Annotated in this window: 16 protein-coding genes; 15 read left to right on the top strand and 1 reads right to left on the bottom strand. The window is 41.3% G+C overall.

What is annotated here, in order from left to right; translation table 11 throughout:
• Window positions 1-43 precede the first annotated feature (43 nt).
• Window positions 44-1,000, top strand: a complete 957-nt coding sequence (locus tag FFJ24_RS04555) for an AraC family transcriptional regulator (RefSeq protein WP_138822969.1) — start codon at window positions 44-46, stop codon at window positions 998-1,000.
• A 633-nt stretch (window positions 1,001-1,633) separates the two neighbouring features.
• Here FFJ24_RS04555 and FFJ24_RS04560 read toward each other — a convergent pair.
• Window positions 1,634-2,224 carry a TetR/AcrR family transcriptional regulator gene (locus FFJ24_RS04560; RefSeq protein ID WP_138822971.1) on the bottom strand — a complete coding sequence of 197 codons (591 nt, stop codon included), beginning with the start codon at window positions 2,222-2,224 and terminating at the stop codon, window positions 1,634-1,636.
• A 246-nt stretch (window positions 2,225-2,470) separates the two neighbouring features.
• Here FFJ24_RS04560 and FFJ24_RS04565 point away from each other — a divergent pair, with 246 nt between their 5' ends.
• The 14 genes from FFJ24_RS04565 (at window position 2,471) to FFJ24_RS04635 (ending at window position 22,100) form a co-directional block, all read left to right on the top strand.
• Window positions 2,471-3,532, top strand: coding sequence for an efflux RND transporter periplasmic adaptor subunit (locus tag FFJ24_RS04565; protein WP_138822973.1), 1,062 nt, complete (start codon window positions 2,471-2,473; stop codon window positions 3,530-3,532).
• 8 nt (window positions 3,533-3,540) lie between these two features.
• Window positions 3,541-6,648, top strand: coding sequence for an efflux RND transporter permease subunit (locus FFJ24_RS04570; RefSeq protein ID WP_138822975.1), 3,108 nt, complete (start codon window positions 3,541-3,543; stop codon window positions 6,646-6,648).
• A gap of 9 nt (window positions 6,649-6,657) precedes the next feature.
• Window positions 6,658-7,950 carry a TolC family protein gene (locus FFJ24_RS04575; RefSeq protein ID WP_138822977.1) on the top strand — a complete coding sequence of 431 codons (1,293 nt, stop codon included), beginning with the start codon at window positions 6,658-6,660 and terminating at the stop codon, window positions 7,948-7,950.
• A 59-nt stretch (window positions 7,951-8,009) separates the two neighbouring features.
• On the top strand, window positions 8,010-8,606 hold the full coding sequence (locus tag FFJ24_RS04580; protein WP_138822979.1) for a TetR/AcrR family transcriptional regulator: 597 nt from the start codon (window positions 8,010-8,012) through the stop codon (window positions 8,604-8,606).
• A gap of 135 nt (window positions 8,607-8,741) precedes the next feature.
• Window positions 8,742-8,903 (top strand): hypothetical protein, encoded by a 162-nt coding sequence (locus tag FFJ24_RS04585; protein ID WP_246862737.1) that lies wholly within the window; start codon window positions 8,742-8,744, stop codon window positions 8,901-8,903.
• 143 nt (window positions 8,904-9,046) lie between these two features.
• The gene (locus FFJ24_RS04595; protein WP_138822981.1) at window positions 9,047-12,220 is read left to right on the top strand and encodes a bifunctional cytochrome P450/NADPH--P450 reductase; all 3,174 of its coding nucleotides are present in this window, start codon (window positions 9,047-9,049) and stop codon (window positions 12,218-12,220) included.
• Window positions 12,221-12,315: 95 nt separating this feature from the next.
• On the top strand, window positions 12,316-12,888 hold the full coding sequence (locus FFJ24_RS04600; RefSeq protein ID WP_138822983.1) for a Crp/Fnr family transcriptional regulator: 573 nt from the start codon (window positions 12,316-12,318) through the stop codon (window positions 12,886-12,888).
• Between the two features lie 513 nt (window positions 12,889-13,401).
• Window positions 13,402-13,995 (top strand): RNA polymerase sigma factor, encoded by a 594-nt coding sequence (locus tag FFJ24_RS04605; protein WP_138822985.1) that lies wholly within the window; start codon window positions 13,402-13,404, stop codon window positions 13,993-13,995.
• A 198-nt stretch (window positions 13,996-14,193) separates the two neighbouring features.
• The gene (locus FFJ24_RS04610; protein WP_138822987.1) at window positions 14,194-15,357 is read left to right on the top strand and encodes a FecR family protein; all 1,164 of its coding nucleotides are present in this window, start codon (window positions 14,194-14,196) and stop codon (window positions 15,355-15,357) included.
• Between the two features lie 16 nt (window positions 15,358-15,373).
• Entirely contained in the window at window positions 15,374-15,667 is a 294-nt protein-coding gene (locus tag FFJ24_RS04615) for a hypothetical protein (RefSeq protein ID WP_138822989.1), read from the top strand.
• Window positions 15,668-15,861: 194 nt separating this feature from the next.
• The gene (locus tag FFJ24_RS04620) at window positions 15,862-19,464 is read left to right on the top strand and encodes a SusC/RagA family TonB-linked outer membrane protein (RefSeq protein WP_138822991.1); all 3,603 of its coding nucleotides are present in this window, start codon (window positions 15,862-15,864) and stop codon (window positions 19,462-19,464) included.
• Between the two features lie 19 nt (window positions 19,465-19,483).
• Window positions 19,484-20,938: a RagB/SusD family nutrient uptake outer membrane protein gene (locus FFJ24_RS04625; protein WP_138822993.1), complete on the top strand. Its 1,455-nt coding sequence runs from the start codon at window positions 19,484-19,486 to the stop codon at window positions 20,936-20,938.
• Between the two features lie 140 nt (window positions 20,939-21,078).
• Window positions 21,079-21,528: a protein-disulfide reductase DsbD domain-containing protein gene (locus tag FFJ24_RS04630; RefSeq protein WP_138822995.1), complete on the top strand. Its 450-nt coding sequence runs from the start codon at window positions 21,079-21,081 to the stop codon at window positions 21,526-21,528.
• 32 nt (window positions 21,529-21,560) lie between these two features.
• Complete coding sequence (locus FFJ24_RS04635) at window positions 21,561-22,100, top strand: TlpA disulfide reductase family protein (protein WP_138822997.1); 540 nt, start codon at window positions 21,561-21,563, stop codon at window positions 22,098-22,100.
• Window positions 22,101-22,109 lie beyond the last annotated feature (9 nt).

Here is a 22,109-nt window from a genome sequence, read left to right on the forward strand (position 1 = left end):
ATTGATGTAGTATTTTAGATGATATGATTAATATTGTTATCTTATGTCAACCTGCAACAAACAGGAAAAACGCCTGGGTTATAGTTTTATCGGTATAATGAAAAATAAGAAAAAACGTATTGAGGAACTGACGCTTGATTTTCTAAAGTCCCGGCTGGATATCAATACCAAATTTAAGGGCCTGTACGTTTTTGATACCGATTCGCAGGAAATGGATACATCCTTTATGTCGCCATATCGTGCCGATCATAATTCGATTCACCTGATCACTGATGGAGAGGTGAATGTAAAGATCAATCTGCTGGAATACACGCTGAGAAAAAATGATCTTGTATTGTTTACGACCAATACTATCCGTCACTTTGGTAAGGTTACCCCAGATTGTAAAGCGACCAATCTACTATTCTCAAATGACTACTTATTAAACTCAGCCATCCCATCGAAGACCGCAGAGGCTTATGATTACCTGACTGGTATCATTAGCCCGGTGTCCAGGCTCAGCGAAGATCAGGTCGACTTGTTCAAGGCTCAACTCTCCGTACTGGCGCTAAAGATGAAGGACACTCGAGCGAACAGGTTTTATGCGGAGGATATCTTGCGGCACCTTTTTTCAGCGCTTATTTTCGAGGTTGGTGCATTGTATCAATCAGAAGTCCAGCCATACGTAGTACCTGGCAGCCGGAAGGAATATGTGGTTCATCAATTCCTTAAACTTGTTATGAAGAAATTTAAAGTGGAAAGAAGTGTACAGGCTTATGCTGACATGCTAAATATCACCCCAAAATACCTGACCACTGCTACACGAGGGCTTACAGGTAAAACCGCGGGAGAACTAATTGATGAAATGCTCATTGTCGAGGCAAAGGTATTATTAAATGAATCCGGGTTGCCGATCGCACATATCGCTGAATCATTGAACTTCAGTGACCAGTTCGTATTCAGTAAATTTTTTAAGAAACATTGTGGCCAAAATCCAAGCAGCTATCGTCGTACTGCCTGAGCACAATCAATAGATCAGATGGGCGATGGGCACAAAAATTTATTGGCGGGGTTCAAGAATTATCTTTAACTACAGCCCTGCCTGGGATGGTGTACGGTAAAATCATCAAAGAACTTACTCTTGCACTTGTATATAGGGTTTTTTGGGTACGATTTTAACTCATTCTTAAATGAGTTTTTTTTCTCTCCAAATCTTCAATTATTGGCTCAATAAGCGATTTAAATGTTCAATTATTCCTGCTAATTGGTACTTCACCGGAGTTCCGTTTTTTTTATTTCCTATTGATTTGCGCTTTAGTAAAATGATTATTAAGAATAATTAATTTATTAAGTTTTGGAAAGCACAAGTCAGCCGCAACAGCCCCCAACCGTTAAGACTTGCACCAGGAAAGGGATCTTGAAAAACTATTTGTAAGAAAATCGACACCCTTAAAAGAATATCTGGCAGACATTTACGGCAACAGGCACAACCTAGACAGGTTACCGGGTTGATTGTTGATTATTTTTCATAATTCAAAATATCCTTTAAAATATTTAAGTGATATGAAGTCTGCAGATGCATGAACAAGAATGAATTGTCCTTGTCCCAAAATAGATATTAGTCGGTTATTTAGAAAATGAAGTGCTAAATTCATCAAAGAAGACCTTTATGGAACATTTGAGCCAGCCAGGCTACTTTGTTCTCATAATTTGTGAATCTTCCGAAAATAATAATTTCCTGCTCAAAGCTTTTGAAGGCGGCATGTAGCGTTTCGGCCAAAAACTGACTGTCCTCATCGGGAAGTTCTGAAATGTCCCTGTTTTCCATCCCCCAGTCAATGATTCTCTTAATAACAGCAATTTCTTCCTCTGCAAATGCCCTCAATTTTATTAAAAATGAGGAGGGATTCTGCCTCAAATCATCAATTGCAAGTTTGTTTTCCCTTACCATTTCACGCAAATGCTTCAGCTTCGCATCGTTAAAAGCTTCAATATTGGCAGAAAAGGATTTTCTTTTGCTGATTGCCTGCTCACTCTCCTGTAAACATTTGGAAAATATTTTATAGCAGACAGCATCCAGTACTTCCTCTTTGTTTTTGAAATAGTGGTATAAAGTACTGCGGCCCTTCCTGCATTCCTTTGAAATATCTTGCATGGAAACCCTCACATATCCATATCGTTGAAAGACAGCCTGGGATGCACGGATAATCTCTTCTCTTATTGAATCGTTTTCCAGCTTTTTCATAGTCGACAAAAATACAATTAATGTTTGTTAATTGTGGTAGTGTAGCGGTGTTTTATTCCTGATGAGCTTGCATTGTTGTTTTATGACAACCAGATTAATAAATATATAAATACAAAAAGTGTATATTTGTCGAAAACTGAAATGCTTGTATGACGGTGAGTGCTGCTTTTGAATTAGACCAGCATACCTCACCTGCAAGCTTTGGTTAAATAAGTCGACAAAAAAACATTATTTGTTTAAATTACAATGAAGAAAACAACAACTTTAGCCGGAATTGCTTTCGCGGCGCTCGGTTTAACCGGTTGTGCTAATCAAGCAAAGCACAAACCTGTTCAGGATACATTGGCTGTAAGCGTAATGGATCTAAGAAATGGAGGTGACAAATCCAATCACCAGATCGTTTATGACGGAACTCTCGAGGCTGATAAAACCATAGAACTTAGTTTTCAGGTTTCCGGCACGATCTTAAATTTTCCGGCACGTACCGGAGACCATATCAAAAAAGGGCAGTTGGTAGCTACAATAGATGAAACGGTTTACCGTAACCAGTATAATGCCCAGCTTGCACAGGTTAGACTTGCCAAAGAGAACTTTATACGTATCAACGAGGTTTTTAAAAAAGGCAGTGTTGCCGAAATTAAAATGCTGGAGGCAAAGTCAAATTTCGAACAGTTGAATGCCGCGGCAAGGGCAACCTATCAAAATATTGCTCATGCCCGCTTATATTCTCCTCAAAACGGTTATGTGGGTGAAAAAAAGGCAGAAGCCGGGGCGGTTGCGGTTCCCGGGCAATCTGTACTACAGCTACTAGACACCAGAACACTTAAAGTTATCGTAGCCGTACCGGAAAATGAAGTCAATCAGTACAAGGCAGGAACTCATGCCAGTGTTAAAATCGATGCTTTGGGCACTCAGTCCTTAAAGGGCAAAGTAACCCAGGTTGGTGTTTTAGCTTTAAACGGAAGCGCAAATTACAGTGTTACCATTGCGATAGACAATACCGACGGGAAACTAAAACCAGGAATGCTTTGTAAAGTAACCTTCGAAAAGCCCGCTCAAAATGCAACCTCCACTGCTGATTCGGTTAAAGTCACTGTTCCGGTTCAATCTGTGCAGATAGACGAAAAGGGTAACAGGTTTGTATACATTCTCAATAATCAAAATAAGGCGATCCGGAAAAATGTGGTTGTTGGACAGATATACTCCAATGGTGTTTCTATTCTCTCCGGGCTTTCCGGTAACGAGCACGTGATTACCTCGGGTTATCAAAAACTAGCAGATCAAAGCCCGGTAACTGTAATTAATTAAGCGTAGAAATGAAAAAGAAATCAAATTTGATAGAATGGGCCATGGAACACCATGTGCTTCCGCTTTCACTATCCGCTATTTTAGTAGTACTCGGAATTGTTGCGCTTTTCAACATGCCCAGAAATGAGTTTCCAGACTTCACCATCAGGCAAGGGCTTATTGCGAGTTCTTATCCGGGTGCCTCTTCTAAGCAGGTTGAAGAACAGCTGACCAAAAAAGTTGAAGAATACCTTTTTAGTAATAACGAAGTGAACAAGAAGAAAACCTATTCTTTTTCAAGGGATGGACAGATGTTCATCTTTGTGGAGGTGGCGGATAACCTCAATACTATGCAAACCAAAGCTTTCTGGAACAAGATTAAAAATGGTATGCTCGTGTTGCAAAGTCAGCTGCCCAAAGAAGTCAAAGGGTTTTATATTGATAGTGATTTTGGCAATACCTCGGCCTTATTGATGTCGGTAGAATCCAAAACCAGGCCTTATAAAGAATTGCTGAGAAATGTGGAGGATATTGAGGCTGAATTGAGGCAGGTCCAGGATGTGGCCAAAATCTCACATACAGGAAATCTTAATGAGCAAATTACCATTTATGTAGACAATAATAAATTGCTTCAGAAAGGTATAACAGTAGCTAATATCATGCAGGTGCTTCAAAATGAGGGTGCTATAAACGCAACAGGCAAAGAAGAGGGTGCAGTAGTTGATCAGCCCATACATATTAATACCTTTTATAAATCTGAAGCTGAACTTTCCGACCAGATTATCAGGCAGGATGCCAATGGGAATGCAATACGTCTGCGTGATGTGGCGACTTTGAAACGTGAGTATGATGAACCGGAAAGCTATGTTACCTCAAACGGAACCAAATCGATTATCATTTCGCTTGAAATGATAACCGGGAAAAATATAGTAAGTTTTGGTAAAGAGCTTGAAGCACATATTGAAAAGGTTAAAAGCCATTTACCGCCGGATGTTAAGCTGGTAAAACTGGCAGATCAACCGGAAGTTGTAGATGACTCTATTAGTCATTTTATGAAAGAGTTTGCCTTTGCGCTGATCGGGGTTATTTTTGTTGCGGTGTTATTATTGCCATTGAGGGTTGCAGCAGTCGCAGCAGCAACTATCCCAATCACAATAGCGGCAACGCTTGCCATCATGTATATGTTCGGTATAGAGCTGGATACCGTAACCCTTGCAGCCTTAATTGTTGTACTGGGCATTGTGGTAGATGACCCGATTGTAGTTATCGACAGCCATGTAGAAAAACTCGATCACGGTTTATCGGTATGGGCTGCAGCAAGAGAAAGTGCCAAAGAGTTATTTCCTTCGGTATTTACAGCCACATTGGCTATTTCGGCAACCTTTATTCCTTTAGCATTTTTTATGGTTGGTGTTTCAAAAGATTTCATCCAGCTTTTCCCGGTAACAATCGTTATTGCACTAACGCTTTCTTTACTGATATCGATGTTGCTCGTGCCATTCTTCAATACCTTATTTATTAAAAAAGGTCTTTTGCACAGCAAGATCCAGTCGAAAAGATCATTTTTGGACAGACTGCAGGATTTTTTCAATAATCACATTGGAAATTCTATGAAGCACTATAAGATTACCGTCTTTTTAGGGGCGCTGGCTATAGTTGCTGGTATTGGAATTATGGGCGTTTTGCCACAACAATTGTTTCCCAAGGTAGAGCGTAACCAGTTTGCCATGGAAATTTATCTGCCATCCGGGTACAGGCTGTCTCAGACTGACCGTGTAGTTAAAGGTATGGAGCAGGTGCTGAAAAACGATAAACGTATTTTAAGTTATACCAGTTTTATTGGAAGCAGTTCGCCACGTTTTCACTCTGTTTATGCACCGAATCTTCCAGCTAAAAATTATGCGCAGATTTTGATCAAAACCGAATCAGAAGAAGCAACCGAAGAGGTGATTCTTGATTATCAGCGGAAATACGCTAATCTTTTTCCATCTGCCTTTATTCGCATGAAACAATTGAATATGATCAATGCGCTCGCACCAATCGAAGTCAGGATCAGTGGAAATAATCTGGCTGAGCTAAAAAAAGTAGCTGAGCAGGTATCTGTAATCGGTAAAAAGCATCCAAAGGTAAACTGGGTGCGGACAGATTTTAATGAGCCACAGCCTACACTCACACTGGATATTAAGAGCGGTGAAGCGGCAAGATTAGGATTAGGTAAAAATGATATTGCAAATACGGTTTTAATGCATTCAGAAGGAATAGCTGCTACCCAGATTTGGGAAGACACCTACGCCGTGGATGTAAAGATAAAATCGCCAAAAGCCTCCAGAAGTAATCTTGATGATCTAAAGAATCTGAATGTTGTATCTCCCCAAACACATTCAATCATCCCTTTAAGACAGGTCGCCAATGTTAATTTAGATTGGAATGATGGTCAGATTGCACGCCGGAACGGTGTACGGACGCTAACGGTAAGAATGGATGTGACGCAGGATGCTGTAGCCAATGCGGTGCTGACGGATTTTATGCCTGAGATAGAAAAGATCAAATTACCAAAGGATTTAGCCGTAACTTATGGAGGGGAACTGGAATTGCAGGGAGAAAATCAAGGACCAATGGGTATTGCCCTTGGGGTAAGTATCATCCTGATTTTTCTGATCCTGTTATGGCATTTCAAACATCTCAAACATGCGATTTTAAGTATTACCACAATGCCACTAAGTATATTGGGTGCTTCTTTCGGGTTACTGGTTGCCGGATATCCTTTTGGTTTTACCTCTTTCCTTGGCCTGCTGGCTTTATGTGGTATTGTGGTCCGGAACGGGATTATATTGATTGACCATGCCGAAGAATTAAGACTGCATGAGGGAAAATCAGCATTTGAGGCGGCCAGGCTTTCTGCTGAGCGCAGGATGCGTCCGATTTTTCTTACCTCTTCTGCCGCGGCAGTGGGCGTGATCCCAATGGTCATCAGCAGATCGTCACTCTGGGGTCCCCTGGGTACAGTTATCTGCTTTGGATTAATTGTTTCCATGCTTTTAACACTGTTTATTCTCCCAACTCTTTATTGGCTGTTTTTCCGTAAAGAGGATCAGAAGCAGCCTGAAAATCAAACACTTGAACCTGTACATGCTTAAGATAATACCATGAAATTTTTATTATATTATATCACCTTTGTCGGATTTCTGAGCGCAACTGCCCAGACCCACACTGTTTCTCTGGAACAAAGTAAGCAAGCTGCAATAGCTTACAGTTATTCACTTAAAAACAGTGAACTGAGAATAAATTCTTCCAAAACAGATGTTGCTGCAGCAAAGTCTGATTACCTCCCTTCTGTTAGCGGTACAGGCCTTGGCTTATATGGCTTCAAGGATTTAGTAGCTGCTATGCCTCCTTTGCTAAATCAAAGCATAAGCAATGTTTACCTGGTTGGTGTAACGGGAACAGAAATCCTGTATGCCGGTGGAAAGATCAAAACAGGAAACGAGCTTGCTGCGCTGCAACTCGAAGTAAGCCGAATCAGAAAAAAACAATCACTCGATTCTGTAATCCTGTTAACTGAGCAAAAATACTGGAACCTGGTAAACATTCAGGAACAGCAGAAAACGCTTTCTGTTAACGAAACTTTACTGAACGCAGTACTAAAAATGCAAAAAGATATGCTCAACGCCGGATTAATCGCCCGAAATGATCTGCTTAAAGTTAAAGTTCAGCTCAGCGAATTATTGGTAAATAAAAGCAAGCTTGAAAATGGCAGACGGGTTGCTTTGCTGGATTTCTCTATGTATACCGGCCTTGTATTTGATTCATTATTGGTCATGCAGGATAATCTGGATAATAAAACCATGCCAACGATGCTGGCACTTTGTCCGGATACCAATATCTCTCAAAATCCAAATTACGTTCTGCTTGATAAAAGAATAAAGGCTGAGGTATTACAGACCCGGCTGACCAGAGGAGATAACCGTCCTACTTTGGCCCTTGGCGTTAGTGCTTCACAGATTGGCTCCATTAACAGTGGCCTGGGAAGCAATTTCGCACCGGCAGGGTTGGTTACTTTCAGTGTTCCTATATCCAGCGGTCTTTGGGGCAGGGGGAAGCAAAAAGTTGCGCAGCGTAAGATCAGTGAGCAAATTGCTAAAAACGATTTTCTGGATGGTCAGAATCAGATAAAAATAGGAATTACTCGCTATTGGTATGACGTGAAAGATCAGCTGGTTCAGATTTCCTTTGCCAAAGATAATCTTGAACTTGCAACGGAGAACTTGAAGGTAAATCAGGATAATTATAAATCAGGGCTGGCTACAATTTCTGATGTATTGGATGCGCAAGCAGCCTACCAGCAGGCTTCGAGTACTGTTGCTACTGCCTTTTCTGATTTTTATGTTAAGGTAGCTGTTTACAATTACATCACCTCGAAGATAGTTCCCTCAAAGTAAGTGGCATCCTGGTTCCAAAAGCATAGGTTTTTGGGATTAGGAAACCTCATAGGCTGAAAATGAACAAAGAAAAAAGTCAGGAAATAGTTTTGGCGGCGACTAAACGTTTCATGCGCTATGGAATCGCGAAGACCACAATGGAAGATATAGCGGAGGATTTAGCCCTCACTAAGCCGACGTTATATTACTATTTTAATAACAAGAATCATTTGGTCAGGGCGGTCCTTGAGCAAATTTTCACTGAATATTTTCATCTGTTGCATACCATATCTCAAAACCAGTCATTAGAACGGATTTTAGATGAAGTGATACAGATGCAGGGCAAGCTGTTTAGGCGCTATGAATTGCTTGGGTACACAATTGATCTTTTTTTTAAGCCTAAGGATAAAATTTTACAAGGCAGATTTGAAGAAGTTAAGTCGATTCATATGGATTTTTTGAATAGAGTATTTCAAGCCGCTGAAAGAAGTATGGAAATTAAAAAAACAAATATAAACAAAGTAGTAAGACTCTATTTTAGTTGCATGCAAGGGATATTGTTAAATTACTTATTTCATAAACAAGCATTAACTCCTGCCAGTCATCAGGAACATCTTCTTCTATATAAGAATGCGAGGGCATTCTCCTCTATTTTTATAAAAGGACTCATGCGTTGATATAGGCCGGTTTCTAATCTGAACCTTTTGTATATTTTGAAAGCAGAATTGGCTACTTATGAAAAATGGTAACTTTTTTTGTTTAAAAATATACTAAAAAGTATAAAATATAAAATTTATAATTATGAATAGAACATGCTCAAAGATCTTGGAGCAGATGTACTGATCGATTACAGAAAGGATGATTTTGAAACCATTCTAAAAGATTACGATGTAGTGCTGAATAGCCAGGATACAAAGACGCTTGAAAAAACCAATACCTTTTTCCTATCCCAAAGAGCCAGTATCTATAGGTGACCATATTCGAAAGAAACGAATGGAGCTAAAACTCCTCCAAAAATGGTGGCAAGGATTTGTAGAGTCACTAATGTTTTTTAAGATATCTTAAAAATTCTACTGCTTCTTGTCCGGACCTTTGCAAGGTAATAAAGAAATTGAATATGATTAAGCCCATTCCCCAGCCAAAACTATATCCGGTGTTGAAGAACCTCCCGGAACTTGACACCGAAGCACCGATCCAAAGCATGATGCGCCTGGCCAAAGAATATGGCGGGATCTATAAAATGCAACTGGGAGACCAAACCGTGATCATCCTGAGTGATCCCGATCTGGTAAACGAAGTCTGTGACGAATCAAGATTTGACAAAAAAGTACATAAACCACTCCATAAGCTCCGTGACATAGGGGGAGACGGGCTATTTACTGCTTACACCCACGAAAGCAACTGGGAAAAAGCGCACAGAATCCTTGTTCCGGCCTTTGGCCCGGGTGCAATTAAGACCATGTTCCCCCAGATGCTGGATGTAGCCCAGCAACTGGTACAAAAGTGGGAAAGGATGGGCACACAAACCTTGTTTGATGTGCCCGATAATATGACAAGGCTTACCCTGGATACTATTGCACTCTGCGCATTCGACTATCGGTTTAACAGCTTTTACAGCATTGAGATGCATCCGTTTGTTGATGCAATGGTGAATACCCTGCATGAAGCCAGCCTGCATGTCAGAAGGCTTCCGATTGTTAACAAACTTAAGGTCATTACTAAAAGAGAATACGAAAGGGAGATTGAACTGCTAACATACGTTGCTGCCGATATCATCAAAGACCGCAGGGCACTTGCACCTCAGCAATGGCCCAAAGACCTGCTGACCCAAATGTTGACGGGGAAAGACCCGGTAACCGGAGAAGGCCTTGATGATGCTAACATCACTAACCAGATGATTACCTTCCTTATTGCCGGCCATGAAACGACCAGCGGTCTGTTGTCGTTCGCTATCTATCTGCTGCTGAAAAATCCGGAAAAATTGAGGAAGGCGCAGGAGCAGGTGGATCAGGTTTTAGGAAATGAGACGCCCCGTTTTGAACAGCTGAAACAATTGGACTACATTGACCAGGTTTTGAAAGAAAGCCTCCGCCTGTGGCCCACCGCACCATTGTTCGGCCTTTATCCTTATGAAAATACCATTATCGGTAATACCTATGAGATCAGGAAAGAACATTCCGTCCTGGTGCTGCTGCCGTCGCTGCACCGAAACAGCAAAGTCTGGGAAGGAGACGTGGAAGCCTTTGAGCCAGAAAGATTTGAAACTGATAATTTCAACAAACTGCCGGCCAATGTATATAAACCTTTTGGCAACGGCCAGCGTGCCTGCATCGGCAGACCTTTTGCTATGCAGGAAGCCACCCTGGTGCTTTCCATGATCCTTCAAAACTTTGAACTGTCCCAGGCCGACCCGAACTATCAGCTCAAGGTAAAAGAAACCCTCACGCTTAAACCGGACGGATTCTTTATCAAAGCAAAAAAGCGAACGCCAAAAGCTGCAACTGCCAATCATTCGCCGGCTGAGGGCGGTGGAAAAGCAGAACAACCGACAGGGAAAGCTTCTGTTCCGCCTCATCATACACCATTGTTGGTGCTCTTTGGTTCCAACAGCGGTACATGCCAGGATTTCGCTTACAGGATATCCACCGATGCCACGGAGCAGGGCTATGATGCAAGGATTGCTTCACTGGACAGCTTCTCAGCGAACCTGCCGGCCAGCGGTGCTGTCATTATTGTGACCGCTTCTTACGAAGGACTTCCACCGGACAATGCCAGGAAATTCGTCGCCTGGTTAAAAACGGAACAAGCTGATGACAGTTTACGGGGCGTTCAGTATGCAGTGTTCGGATGTGGCAATAAAGATTGGACGAGAACCTATCAGGCTGTACCAACCTATATAGACAACCGTTTGAGTGAACTTGGAGCTATACGCGTGCTGCCCCGTGGCGAAGCAGACGCAAAAAATGATCTTTTCGGGGATTTTGACAGATGGTATGAGCAGTTCTGGCCCGGTCTTGCTGGTCTTTTTTCATTGGAGGTAAACGAACAGGCTGATATAAATAAATACAGGGTTGAACTGGCCAGGGACATGCCTGCTGTAATGTTAAACGAAAAGGAAATGAAGCAGGGCATCGTCATCGTCAACGAAGAACTGGTCAATATGTCCTCACCCAATGCCCGCTCTAAAAAACACATCGAAATAGCGCTGCCTGAAGGCATGGGTTACCGTGCAGGCGATTATCTGGCGATATTGCCGCTGAATGCAAAAGAAAAGGTTGATGAACTACTCAAAAGGTTTCATTTTGATTATCATACCCAAGTGATCATCCATACCGAAAGCGCTTATACCCATCTGCCCAAAGGGTACCCCGTTGCAGTAGGCGAACTTTTGAGCCAATACGTAGAACTCAACCAGGTAGCCACCCAGAAACAAATCAGAAAACTGGCGGACTATACGATTTGCCCGCCGGAAAAAATGCGACTGGAACAATATGCTGCGGATGACATTTATAAAGCCGAGGTGCTGGGAAAAAGATTAAGCCTTGCAACGATCCTGAAGCTGAACCCCGCCTGCGAACTTCCATTTGAAGTGCTGCTTGAAATGCTGCCCGCCATGAAAAGCCGCAGGTATTCCATCTCGTCCTCTCCATTATGGAACGACAAGCATTGCACCATAACCGTAGCCGTTGTCGATGCGCCGGCCCTTTCAGGTATAGGAAATTACCGGGGAACTGCATCGCATTATTTGTCCGCGCTACCAGTTGGTGCAAACGTTACGGTGCAGGTTAGAAAATCGCCGGAAGCGTTTCATTTGCCTAAGGAGCTAAGTACACCTGTCATCATGATCGCGGCCGGAAGTGGCATAGCACCATTCAGGGGCTTCATCCAGGAACGTGCCCTTGAAAAAGCGAACGGTAAAACCATAGGAGAAATGCTGCTCTTTTTCGGCTGCCGTGCGGAAAACGTGGACTTTCTTTACAAGGAGCAATTGCAAAACTGGGAAAACGAAGGTATTGTGAATGTTCATCCCGCATTTTCTGCCGCTTTGGATAATGATATAGCTTATGTACAGCATAGCTTATGGAAACACCGGCAAGAAGTAAAAAGGCTGTTTGAAAATGGGGCAAAGATCTATCTCTGTGGTGATGGAAGGTATATGGGACCTGCCATGCGGGAAACACTGGTAAAGATCTACCAGGAGATCATCGGATTGGATTTCGAAACTTCATCAAGGCTTTGGGAAGAAGAGGTGGAGAATAAAGATAGATTTGTTACTGACATCTTCGAATAACTAAATAAAAAGTACCATGAATTAGAATAGGGTAGTTAACGTCCGGGCTATTTGAAGTGGCCAGGGATTTTTACTATTATTGGCAAAAAAAATATATGAAGCTTGTCGAATATTTAAGGGAAGAGGCAGGACTGCCGGGTGACACAATAGAGCTATTAGATAAGCTGTTTGATACTGAAGAGTTACCGAAGGGGCGCGAACTGCTCAGGGAAGGAAGCCGATCAAAAAAGTTCTTTTATCTCGAAAGCGGTTTAATGAGACTTTACTATTTCAGGGACGGAAAGGATATTACCCAACTGTTCCTGCAGGAATCTTCCGTCTATACACCTATTGAAAATGTATTTTTAAACCAATATTACCAGTACAACCTCGTTTCGCTTGAAAACTGTACCATACGCAGCGTTGATTTCTCGCTGGTGGAAAATTACCTGGATACCGATGTAAGGCTTCAGCGTTTTTCCCGCTTTTTAGCGGTGTTGACCATCAAGGAACTAGCCAACCAGTTGCATGCTATAAAATTCCAGACGGCTCAGGAAAGATATCAGAACCTGCTTGAAACCTATCCCAATATACTGCTGCGTGCGCCCTTAGGTCATATTGCTTCCTACCTGGGCATCACCCAGCAAACCCTTAGTGTAATCAGGGCAGAATATAGTAAGTCATCCTGACCCGATCCGGACCACCTTTGTCTCCTGTCTTTTATAGGATATTACTGGCTCCTGACCAATGAGTCCGGGTAATAGAAGTATGAATTTTACGACACTTTTTGACTAAACTAACTTACTGATGTAAAATAATTTTTATAACAATTAGTCACACAAATCGGTGTTTTATACCCCACGGAATGGTATGTTTAACCCTTAACGATTCCACAGATAATTATTTGATAGGTAATAATTTGTTATTCTATCGAGCGTCAGAAGCTAAATTGTTCCTAATCATTTTGAAGGATAGAAATCAGAACCAATTATAATCTGTATTATAAATTGGAATATTATTTCACTTAAAAAGCTTTAAGATCAGGCTGTACCGTTTAAAAATCTCAAAATTACTTTTAATTAGGGGTATCTTTGAAAATTACATTTTAACAGATGGAAATCAGAATTAATTATAGTCTTTATTATGAAATTGAGTATTATTGCGCTTAAAAAGCGGTAAATTTACATCATAATAACTATTATATGTCGGTCAAACCTCTGGATAACGAAGCTGAAATACTTGCTGAAATAGCTGGGGGTGATAAACATGCTTTTGAAATCCTGTTCAAAAACTACCATAAGTACGTTCTCGCGTTCAGTAAAAAGATAACTCGTTCTGATGATTTGGCTAAAGAAATTGTTCAGGACGTTTTTTTGAAAATATGGTTAGGTAGAGAAAAGCTACAGGCTCTGGAGACCTTTGGTGCTTATTTAAACACAATAGTACGTCATCAGTGTTTTAATGCGCTTCGTCGGCTTTCTCAGGAAATCAAATCTAATGAAGTCTATAGGTTGAAGACTAGTAACACAAGTGATTCTACAGACAATGAGCTGGATTACCGGGAGGCGGAAAATATACTGAATAAGGCGATTGAAACATTGTCTCCCCAGCAAAGGATGGTATATGTACTTTGTCATCAGGAAGGTATGAAATACGACGAGGCGGCAGTTAAAATGGGTATTTCTCCCCAAACCGTTCATTCTTATATGAAGGATGCGCTAAAAAAGATCAGGGCACATTTCAAAAAACATGCAGTTGCATATACCGTTTTCATTGTCAGTCTTTTCAGATCATAAGTTATGCTTTTACTCCGTTCGCAAGAAGAGCTGGATAAGGGCATCAAATGCGTGGGTTGTTTTTATTTTAAATTAAATAACCTGAAAATCAATCTTTTGCATAATTTTTTTTCCCCTGATACCCCGTAACAATTGAGTTACGGGTCAATGTTATTAATATGTTAAGTTGTCTTAACATGGTGATAATATTGATATGCAATGAATAATATACGGCTTCGGGAATTACTTAAACTTTATCTTGATAATTCTGCTTCAGATTTAGAACAGTCAGAATTATGGGACTATGTTAATGATCCTTTTTATGATGCCGAAATCAAAAATTTAATTGGTCAGGCCTTTGAACAGCAGATTAAAGGAGAAGAGCTTAGCGAATCCGAGCAACGAAATTTTCTGGATTTAATATATGCTAAAGAAAAACCTGTTACCGCGAGATTTATAAAACTATGGCCGCGTATGACTGGTATTGCCGCCGCCATTGCTTTAATGGTTTTAGGTCTTTACTTCTTTAATTACAAAAATGATAAGCATACTCAAAATGATGTTTTTGCGGCACAGGATAGAAATCCCGGATCTTTTGGTGCGACCCTGACTTTAGCAAATGGTAAAAAGATTAAACTTTCTGATGCTACCAATGGTGAAATTGCTAAAGAGGCTGGTATTAGTATAACTAAAACAGCAGACGGACAGCTTGTTTATGAAATCAAAGAAACAATTAACAATCCAGATCAGATTAATACATTAAGCACCGCCAAAGGAGAAACCTACATCTTAACATTACCTGATAAAAGTAAAGTCTGGCTTAACGCGGCCTCAAGCTTAACCTACTCTGCCAGCCTGAACGAGCATGGGAAGCGAAGGGTAAAGCTTGAAGGCGAAGCTTATTTTGAAATTTTTAAGGACAAAGTCCATCCTTTTATTGTACAAACAGCTAATCAGGAAGTAGAGGTATTAGGAACACATTTTAACGTGAATAGCTATAAAGACGAACCTGGAATTGCGACAACCTTACTGGAAGGTTCGGTTAAGGTGACAGCTGGCGGCTCGTTAAAAATAATTAAGCCGGGTGAGCAGGCAATAAATAAATCCGGTACTATGGAAGTACGGAAAGTTGATTTGGACGATGTGGTGGATTGGAAAAATGGTGATTTTTATCTAAACCATATAGATTTTAAAATAGCCATGAGAAAAATTGCCAGATGGTACAATATGGAAATTGTTTATGATGAAAATGTTCCCGATAATATGGAATCTGGGGGCTGGATATCAAGAGATAAGCCCTTATCAACAGTACTCAAATCTATAGAAGCTTCTGGCCTGGTTAAGTTTAAGGTAGAAGGGCGAAAAATCTATGTAAGTAAATAGTTAAAAACTGAAAAATATGAAAAGATACATTTTCTTTATAATCATTCGCCAATTGGCATTTTCAGCATTTGCACAGGATAATCACCCCGCTTTCTGCAATTTCCGCAGTGAAAAGATTGCACCTTTAAGCTATCAGATCAAACTACATGACACGCTAAAAGAACCGTATCATATTTATCATCAGGCTTCGGCCTGCGGTATTGAACTGCCTGCAGCGTTTTTCTTCGATCAAAAAGAAAATGTTGAATTTGTTGTTGAGATGCGGGAAAGGGGTGATGAACAAAAAGATGAAGCGCAATTATCCTTTTAGAACTAAAAGATGATATAATAAACCTAAGTATTCACCTAAACCAACCAACATGCACAAAAATCTACTATAATAACTCAAAAAAGAAACCAGCCCCAACATTGTTGGAACTGGAAAAGCTTGGAATAACTATATATCAACTACAGCAACCTCCCCGTCGAAAGTTAGGTGTGCTGTACATAAACCAAACTAAACAAATGTATAAAATTTCTAACAGATACGGGAGAACGTACGCATCTCCCTATCCAAAACTCATGCTGATTATGCGCTTAACCACCGTAATATTAATAGCATCCATTTTGCAGGTTAGCGCAGCTTCCTTTGGCCAGCAAATTACCATCAACCGAAAAAATGCTTCTTTGGAGTCGCTCCTGAAAGATATCAGGAAGCAAAGCCAATATGATTTCTTTTATGAGGGAAAAATTATTCCCCAAAAAAAATCGATTGATATAAGTTTAAAAAACGCAGACATCAATGAAGCGCTGAAAAGAGTGCTTGCCGGCTCATCATTAACTTATACGATTGATGGTAAAATTATAACCATAAAAAAGCAAGACGAACCTACCCTGATAGATAAGATGATTGCTGTACTTGAGCGTATCGATGTCCGTGGAAAGGTTGTAGATGAAAATGGAAAACCTTTGGCAGGAGCAACAATATTTATTGAAGATTCAAAAACCAGGACAACCACCAATGATAAGGGAGAGTTTTATTTGCAAGACGTAAGTGACAATGCCACGATATTTATTGCTTTTATCGGCTATGAGCCGATAAAACGTAATGCAGCCAAGGACCTAGGGACTATAAAAATGCAACCTTCAACAGGAAAACTGGAGGACGTCGAAATAAAATTTAATACAGGATATCAGCAAGTTTCAAGGGAGAGGAGCGCGGGTTCGTTTTCCAAGCCTGACCTTGATATTATGAAAAACCGCTCAGGAAGCGCCAACATCCTTTCAAGGCTCGACGGACTCGTACCCGGACTGGTGGTGAATAATTCCCCAGGTTCAACTCAGAACCCATTTCTGATCCGTGGCTTAGCGACAATTGGCCTTTACGATTCTTTTGGCAACCCAACTTCAGGCGGAGCAAGCCGCGGGCCTCTAATTGTTGTAGATGGTGTACCGCAGGATAACATTTCAGCAATCAATACGCAGGATGTTGAAGATGTAACTGTCTTAAAAGATGCTACCTCGGCTTCTATATGGGGAACCCGTGCAGCAAACGGTGTTATAGTAATCACTACAAAAAAAGGTAAAGCCGGACAACCTTTGAAATTTGAGTACGATGGCTTTGTCAATTTCCAGGGTAAACCTGATCTCGATTACTTGCAGCGCTTGAACAGCAGACAGTTCATTCAGGCAGCTAACGAGGTATTTGAGGAAAGCAAAGTCAGCTATCCTTTTAGTCAAGCCTCAATACTGAATGCCCTGAGGCCGCATCAGGTCATTCAGTATAATAACCTGCTTTCTCCTGCACAAAGGAGTAAAAGCCTGGATAGCCTGGCCTCAATAGACAACCGCTCACAGGTCAAAGATTTATTTTACCGTAACGGCATGCTAACCAATCAGACCCTGTCAGCATCCGGTGGAGGTAAAGCATATTCTTTTTACGGATCAGCAAGCTACACGGGAACAAGGTCAAATCAACCCGGTCAAAAAGATGATTTGTACAAAATTAACCTTCGCCAGGATCTTGAGCTTAACAAAAGAGTTTCACTTTTTTTAATAACTGACATCAGTAATAACCTTAAATCTTCACCGAACGACATTGGATTAAGCAATAGCCTGGTGCCCTACCAGTTGTTTCAAGATGCAAATGGCAATCCGCTTACCATTAACCATATGGGTGAATACGAAGGTCTCGGATACAGCGATGCCAGACGCCTTGATTATCAAAACCGGAGCGGGATCAATCTGGAGTACAATCCCCTGAATGAACGCGATATGGGCTACAATAAAAGCGACCAGATATACAGTAGAATTGTTGGAGGAGGAACCGTAAAGATACTTAAAAACCTAAGGTTTGAAGGTAATTATGGCTATAACATCTTATCTGGTAACAGCACTAATTTTCTGGATGCGGGAGCCTATGCGGTGCGCAGGGAATTGCTGGACTTTACTGTTGCCTTGCCAGGCGAAGCACCGGTTTATTACCTTCCTTCCTCTGGTGGCAGGCTAACAGAAAGTAACCTGTACCAAAAGAATTACTCCCTTCGTAACCAGTTTGTTTTTGATCAAAACTGGAACAAACACCAGCTTACAGTACTTGCAGGTCAGGAGGCAACCTCACAGTTTGGGCGATCGAGCCAAACTATTGTCAGGGGATGGGACGATAAATTACAGACGGGCCAGCCAATCGATTATAAAACGTTGAACGAGGGCCTTGAAGAAAATACGATAACCAATGCCTCGACTTTTTTAGCTGAAAATTTTACGGGAGGGCAATCCGCAACGATCAGAACAAGTTCCTATTACGCCAACCTTAGTTACAGTTATCTCGGCCGCTATACCTTGAACGGTAGCTGGAGAAATGATCAAAGTAACCTCTTCGGTACCGACAAATCAGCACAGAATAGACCTGTATGGAGTGTTGGGGGTAAGTGGCTGCTTAGTGAGGAAACCTTTATGAAGGACATTACGTGGTTGTCACGTTTAGACCTGAGAGCAACATATGGTATTGCAGGAAATGCTCCACAGCCGGGAACCGCTGCTTCCTACGACATCTTAAATCCTGCCTCCGGCCCATACTATGTTACTGGTAGAGGTTTACTTATCGGTACGCCTGGTAATGACAAACTCAGCTGGGAAAGTACAGTTATCAAGAATGTGGGCGTTGATTTTGCACTGTTTGAAGGAATATTATTCGGCTCGGTTGACGGATACATAAAAAATACGACAGATTTATTGGGCAATTTACCGGTAAGTCCGTTTTCCGGTTACAAAACTGTAATCGGGAACCTCGGAGCCATTGATAATAAAGGATTTGAAATTAGTTTAACATCTGTAAATGTGGTGACAAAGGATTTTTCCTGGAATGCGGGCTTTACCCTTGGATATAACAAGAGCAAAGTGAAACGTCTTTCCCTGTTAGGAAATATCACAACCGGCACAGGGATGATCAGCCAGCGTTATGTAGAAGGTTACCCGGCTTTCGCGCAATTTGCGTTTGATTATGTTGGGCTCAATAACCAGGGTAATCCACAGATCAGACTTGCCGATGGTACTATTACAAGCAATCCGGAAATCAATACCGCGGCAGATGTAAAATATATGGGTACCACTCAGCCGGTTTGGGCCGGGGGTCTTTCAAATACTTTCAGCTATAAAGGTTTGTCGCTTAAGGTCAATCTGGTTTACAACCTCGGCCATGTGATGCTGAAAGATGTAAATGGATTTTGGAGCGGGCCGATGTACAACAATGTGCACAGTGATTTCGCCAACAGATGGAAGGTCCCTGGTGATGAAGCGAAAACAGATATCCCACGTTATACTGCTTCTAGCAGGAACAATAGATTAAGAAATCTTCAATACTATACAGCTGCCAATACCAACGTTTTTGATGCTTCATTTGTAAAGGTCAGAGACATTACACTTGCCTATCGCCTTTCTCAACATATAGCTGATCACCTGAAGGTGCGGGGAATTACATTCCGTGCGCAGCTTTCGAATTTAATGCTCTGGAAAGCAAACAAATTTGGAATAGATCCGGAATTCCAGAACGCCGGCATTTACGGGTCAGGCAGAACGGTACGCACAGGTCAGGGTACGTTTACTTTGGGTGCACATGTTTCATTTTAGATTTTAAAGAAGTTTAACTATGTATAATTTTAGCAGACAATATATTTTCTTTTTTCTTGCTGCGCTATCGGTAACACTGACCGCGTGTAAGAAAGAGTTTTTAGAAGTGGAGCCCAAAGGGGCGATCGTTGCACAAGATACAAAAGATTACGAATCCTTGCTTAATACTGCCAGGATCAGCGCTTCAAGTGCCATCTCATTTCTCGGCGACGAAGTGGCCGCACAAAATGATTATTTCAATGGAGCTGATGTCTACAGGCAACGGTTATTTGAGTATAGCAGTAGCGCTTTACTACCCGATCAACTACCTGAAATGGATTATCTTACACAAAATTATGTTTTCAATAAGATTATTGCAGAGGTGATGCAGTCGAAAGGTGGCACGGATCAACAAAAGCTGCAAATCATGGCCGAGGCAAAAGGGGGAAGAGCGCTCTGTCACCTGCTTTTTGTAAATGAATTCGGAAAACCCTATAATAATGGGAGCGCTGTGACTGATTTGGGGGTTCCGATTATTACAGATGCTGATGTGACAAATACTTCGTACAAAAGGGCTACAGTCCAGGAAGTCTATGACTTTATTATTAAGGATCTGACTGAAGCCATCCCGAATCTAACCAAGCCCTTTGCCCACACTGGAAAAATGTCTAAAGCAGCTGCGGAAGCACTTTTGGCACGGACATACCTGTATATGCACAATTACCAGCAGGCGAGGGTACACCTCGATAATTCATTCAGTGCTTTAAGCAATTCAACAAGGGTTCCTATGTTATATAACTATAACGAGACCTTGGGTACCAATGGAAGCTGGTTACCGTTGGGACCTGACGGTTTTGGTCCGGAACTTATGCCATTAGCTACTCTTAATGAAGATCTGGAGAGCATATATAATGTGAGTATGAACTCTTTTAACATTGGCTCTGCTAATACATTTGTGACCACTCCGGAAACCGGGGCGCTCTACAGCAAAAACGACTATAGACTGAAAATATATTCAAACCAGGAATTGTTTGGTGACGTTGTATTTTCTGAAGGAGTGAGACGATATCCAAGATTTGAGGCAGAGGTAGGAATCAGCCTGCCAGATATGTACCTGATGAGGGCTGAACTTAAAGCACGGGCGAATGATTTAGCGGGTGCAAAGTCAGACCTTGAAATACTGCGTAAAAACCGCATGCCAGAGGATGAAGTTGAAGTCCCATCAGTTGTTGCTGCCTCACAGCAAAATCTTGTGCTGTTTATTTTGCAGGAGCGGATCAGGGAATTCGCGTTGAAAGGGATGCGCTGGTATGATATGCGGAGGTTATCTACTGACCAAGTGGAGGCCTATCGGAATTCAGTTTCCTATTCGCATAAAATTTATGACGCAAGTGGCAACGCAGTTGAGACCTTAACTTTTGCTCCTAAAAATCTGGTGTTAAAATTTGGAAAAAAATTGATGGACCAGCATCCGCAATTAATAGAAAACGACTAACAAATACCCGGAGACCTAACTTCGTCTGGCAGCGGAATTTTTTCCGCTTTCAGACGGAGTTTTTAGTCTGTTTCATTACCATTAGTTTGAAACAGCTATCCGGAGCATAATATTTATTAACTCTACACTATTTATAAAGAATGAAAAAATACATTTTATTATTTGCGCTGATCTGGTCATCTTGCCTGAGCGCATACACCCAGATTTTAAAACCCATTACCTGGAGTTATTCGTCCAAACGCATAAGCAGTACTGAAGCTATAATTTACATTAAGGCAAATCTTCAACAGGGCTGGCATCTTTATTCTCAAACAGTTGGGGAAGGAGGGCCGGTGGCCACCTCGTTCCATTTTGCTTCAGCATCATCATATGCATTGCTTGGCAGAACCGCGGAACCAAAACCAGTGAAAAAGTTTGAACCTGTTTTTATGATGGAGGTCAGTTATTTTGAGAGTTCTGCAATTTTCCAGCAAAAAGTAAAATTGAAATCCAGGAAGCCCATAGTAAGCGGCAAGGTCGAGTTTATGGTTTGTAACGACAAACAATGCCTGCCCCCCGGAGAGGTTGAATTCAGTATTCCTGTCAAATAAAATACCCTAAGAAATAATAATCTAAATCTATTATGATGAAAACAAAAGTAATTTTTACAATGGCTATCTTACTTATTTCAGGATATACATTTGGGCAAACTAAAAAGGTTGCCGCTGGAACGAAAAAACAAACTACGGCCTCATCTATTGCTATAGACACGATGGCAGTAGGCATGAAAGCCCCTTTATTAAAAGTAGAGGAATGGTTGTCCGAAGTGCCGGACATGAAGGGTAAGTTCGTTGCTTTGGATTTTTGGGGTCCGAGTTGTAAACCATGCATCGCAGGTTTTCCGCACATCAATGAATTACACAGAAAATATAAAGACCAGGTGGTATTTATCGCCGCAACAACAGATGAGGCGCCGGGTGAGGTTTATACTTTGCAAGCGGGGGTTCCAATTGAATTTTACAGTATGATGCAGAAACCTAAAGCCTGGAAAGATTATAAAATTCAGGGCATACCTCAAATGTTACTTATGGATCCGGATGGAATTGTGCGGTATAGCGGCAATGGTTTTCTACTAACAGAAGCGATGCTTAATGATATCATTTCTAAGTATGCCCGTAAATAACCTATTTAA

The sequence above is a fragment of the Pedobacter sp. KBS0701 genome, from assembly GCF_005938645.2.
Classification (GTDB): Bacteria; Bacteroidota; Bacteroidia; order Sphingobacteriales; family Sphingobacteriaceae; genus Pedobacter.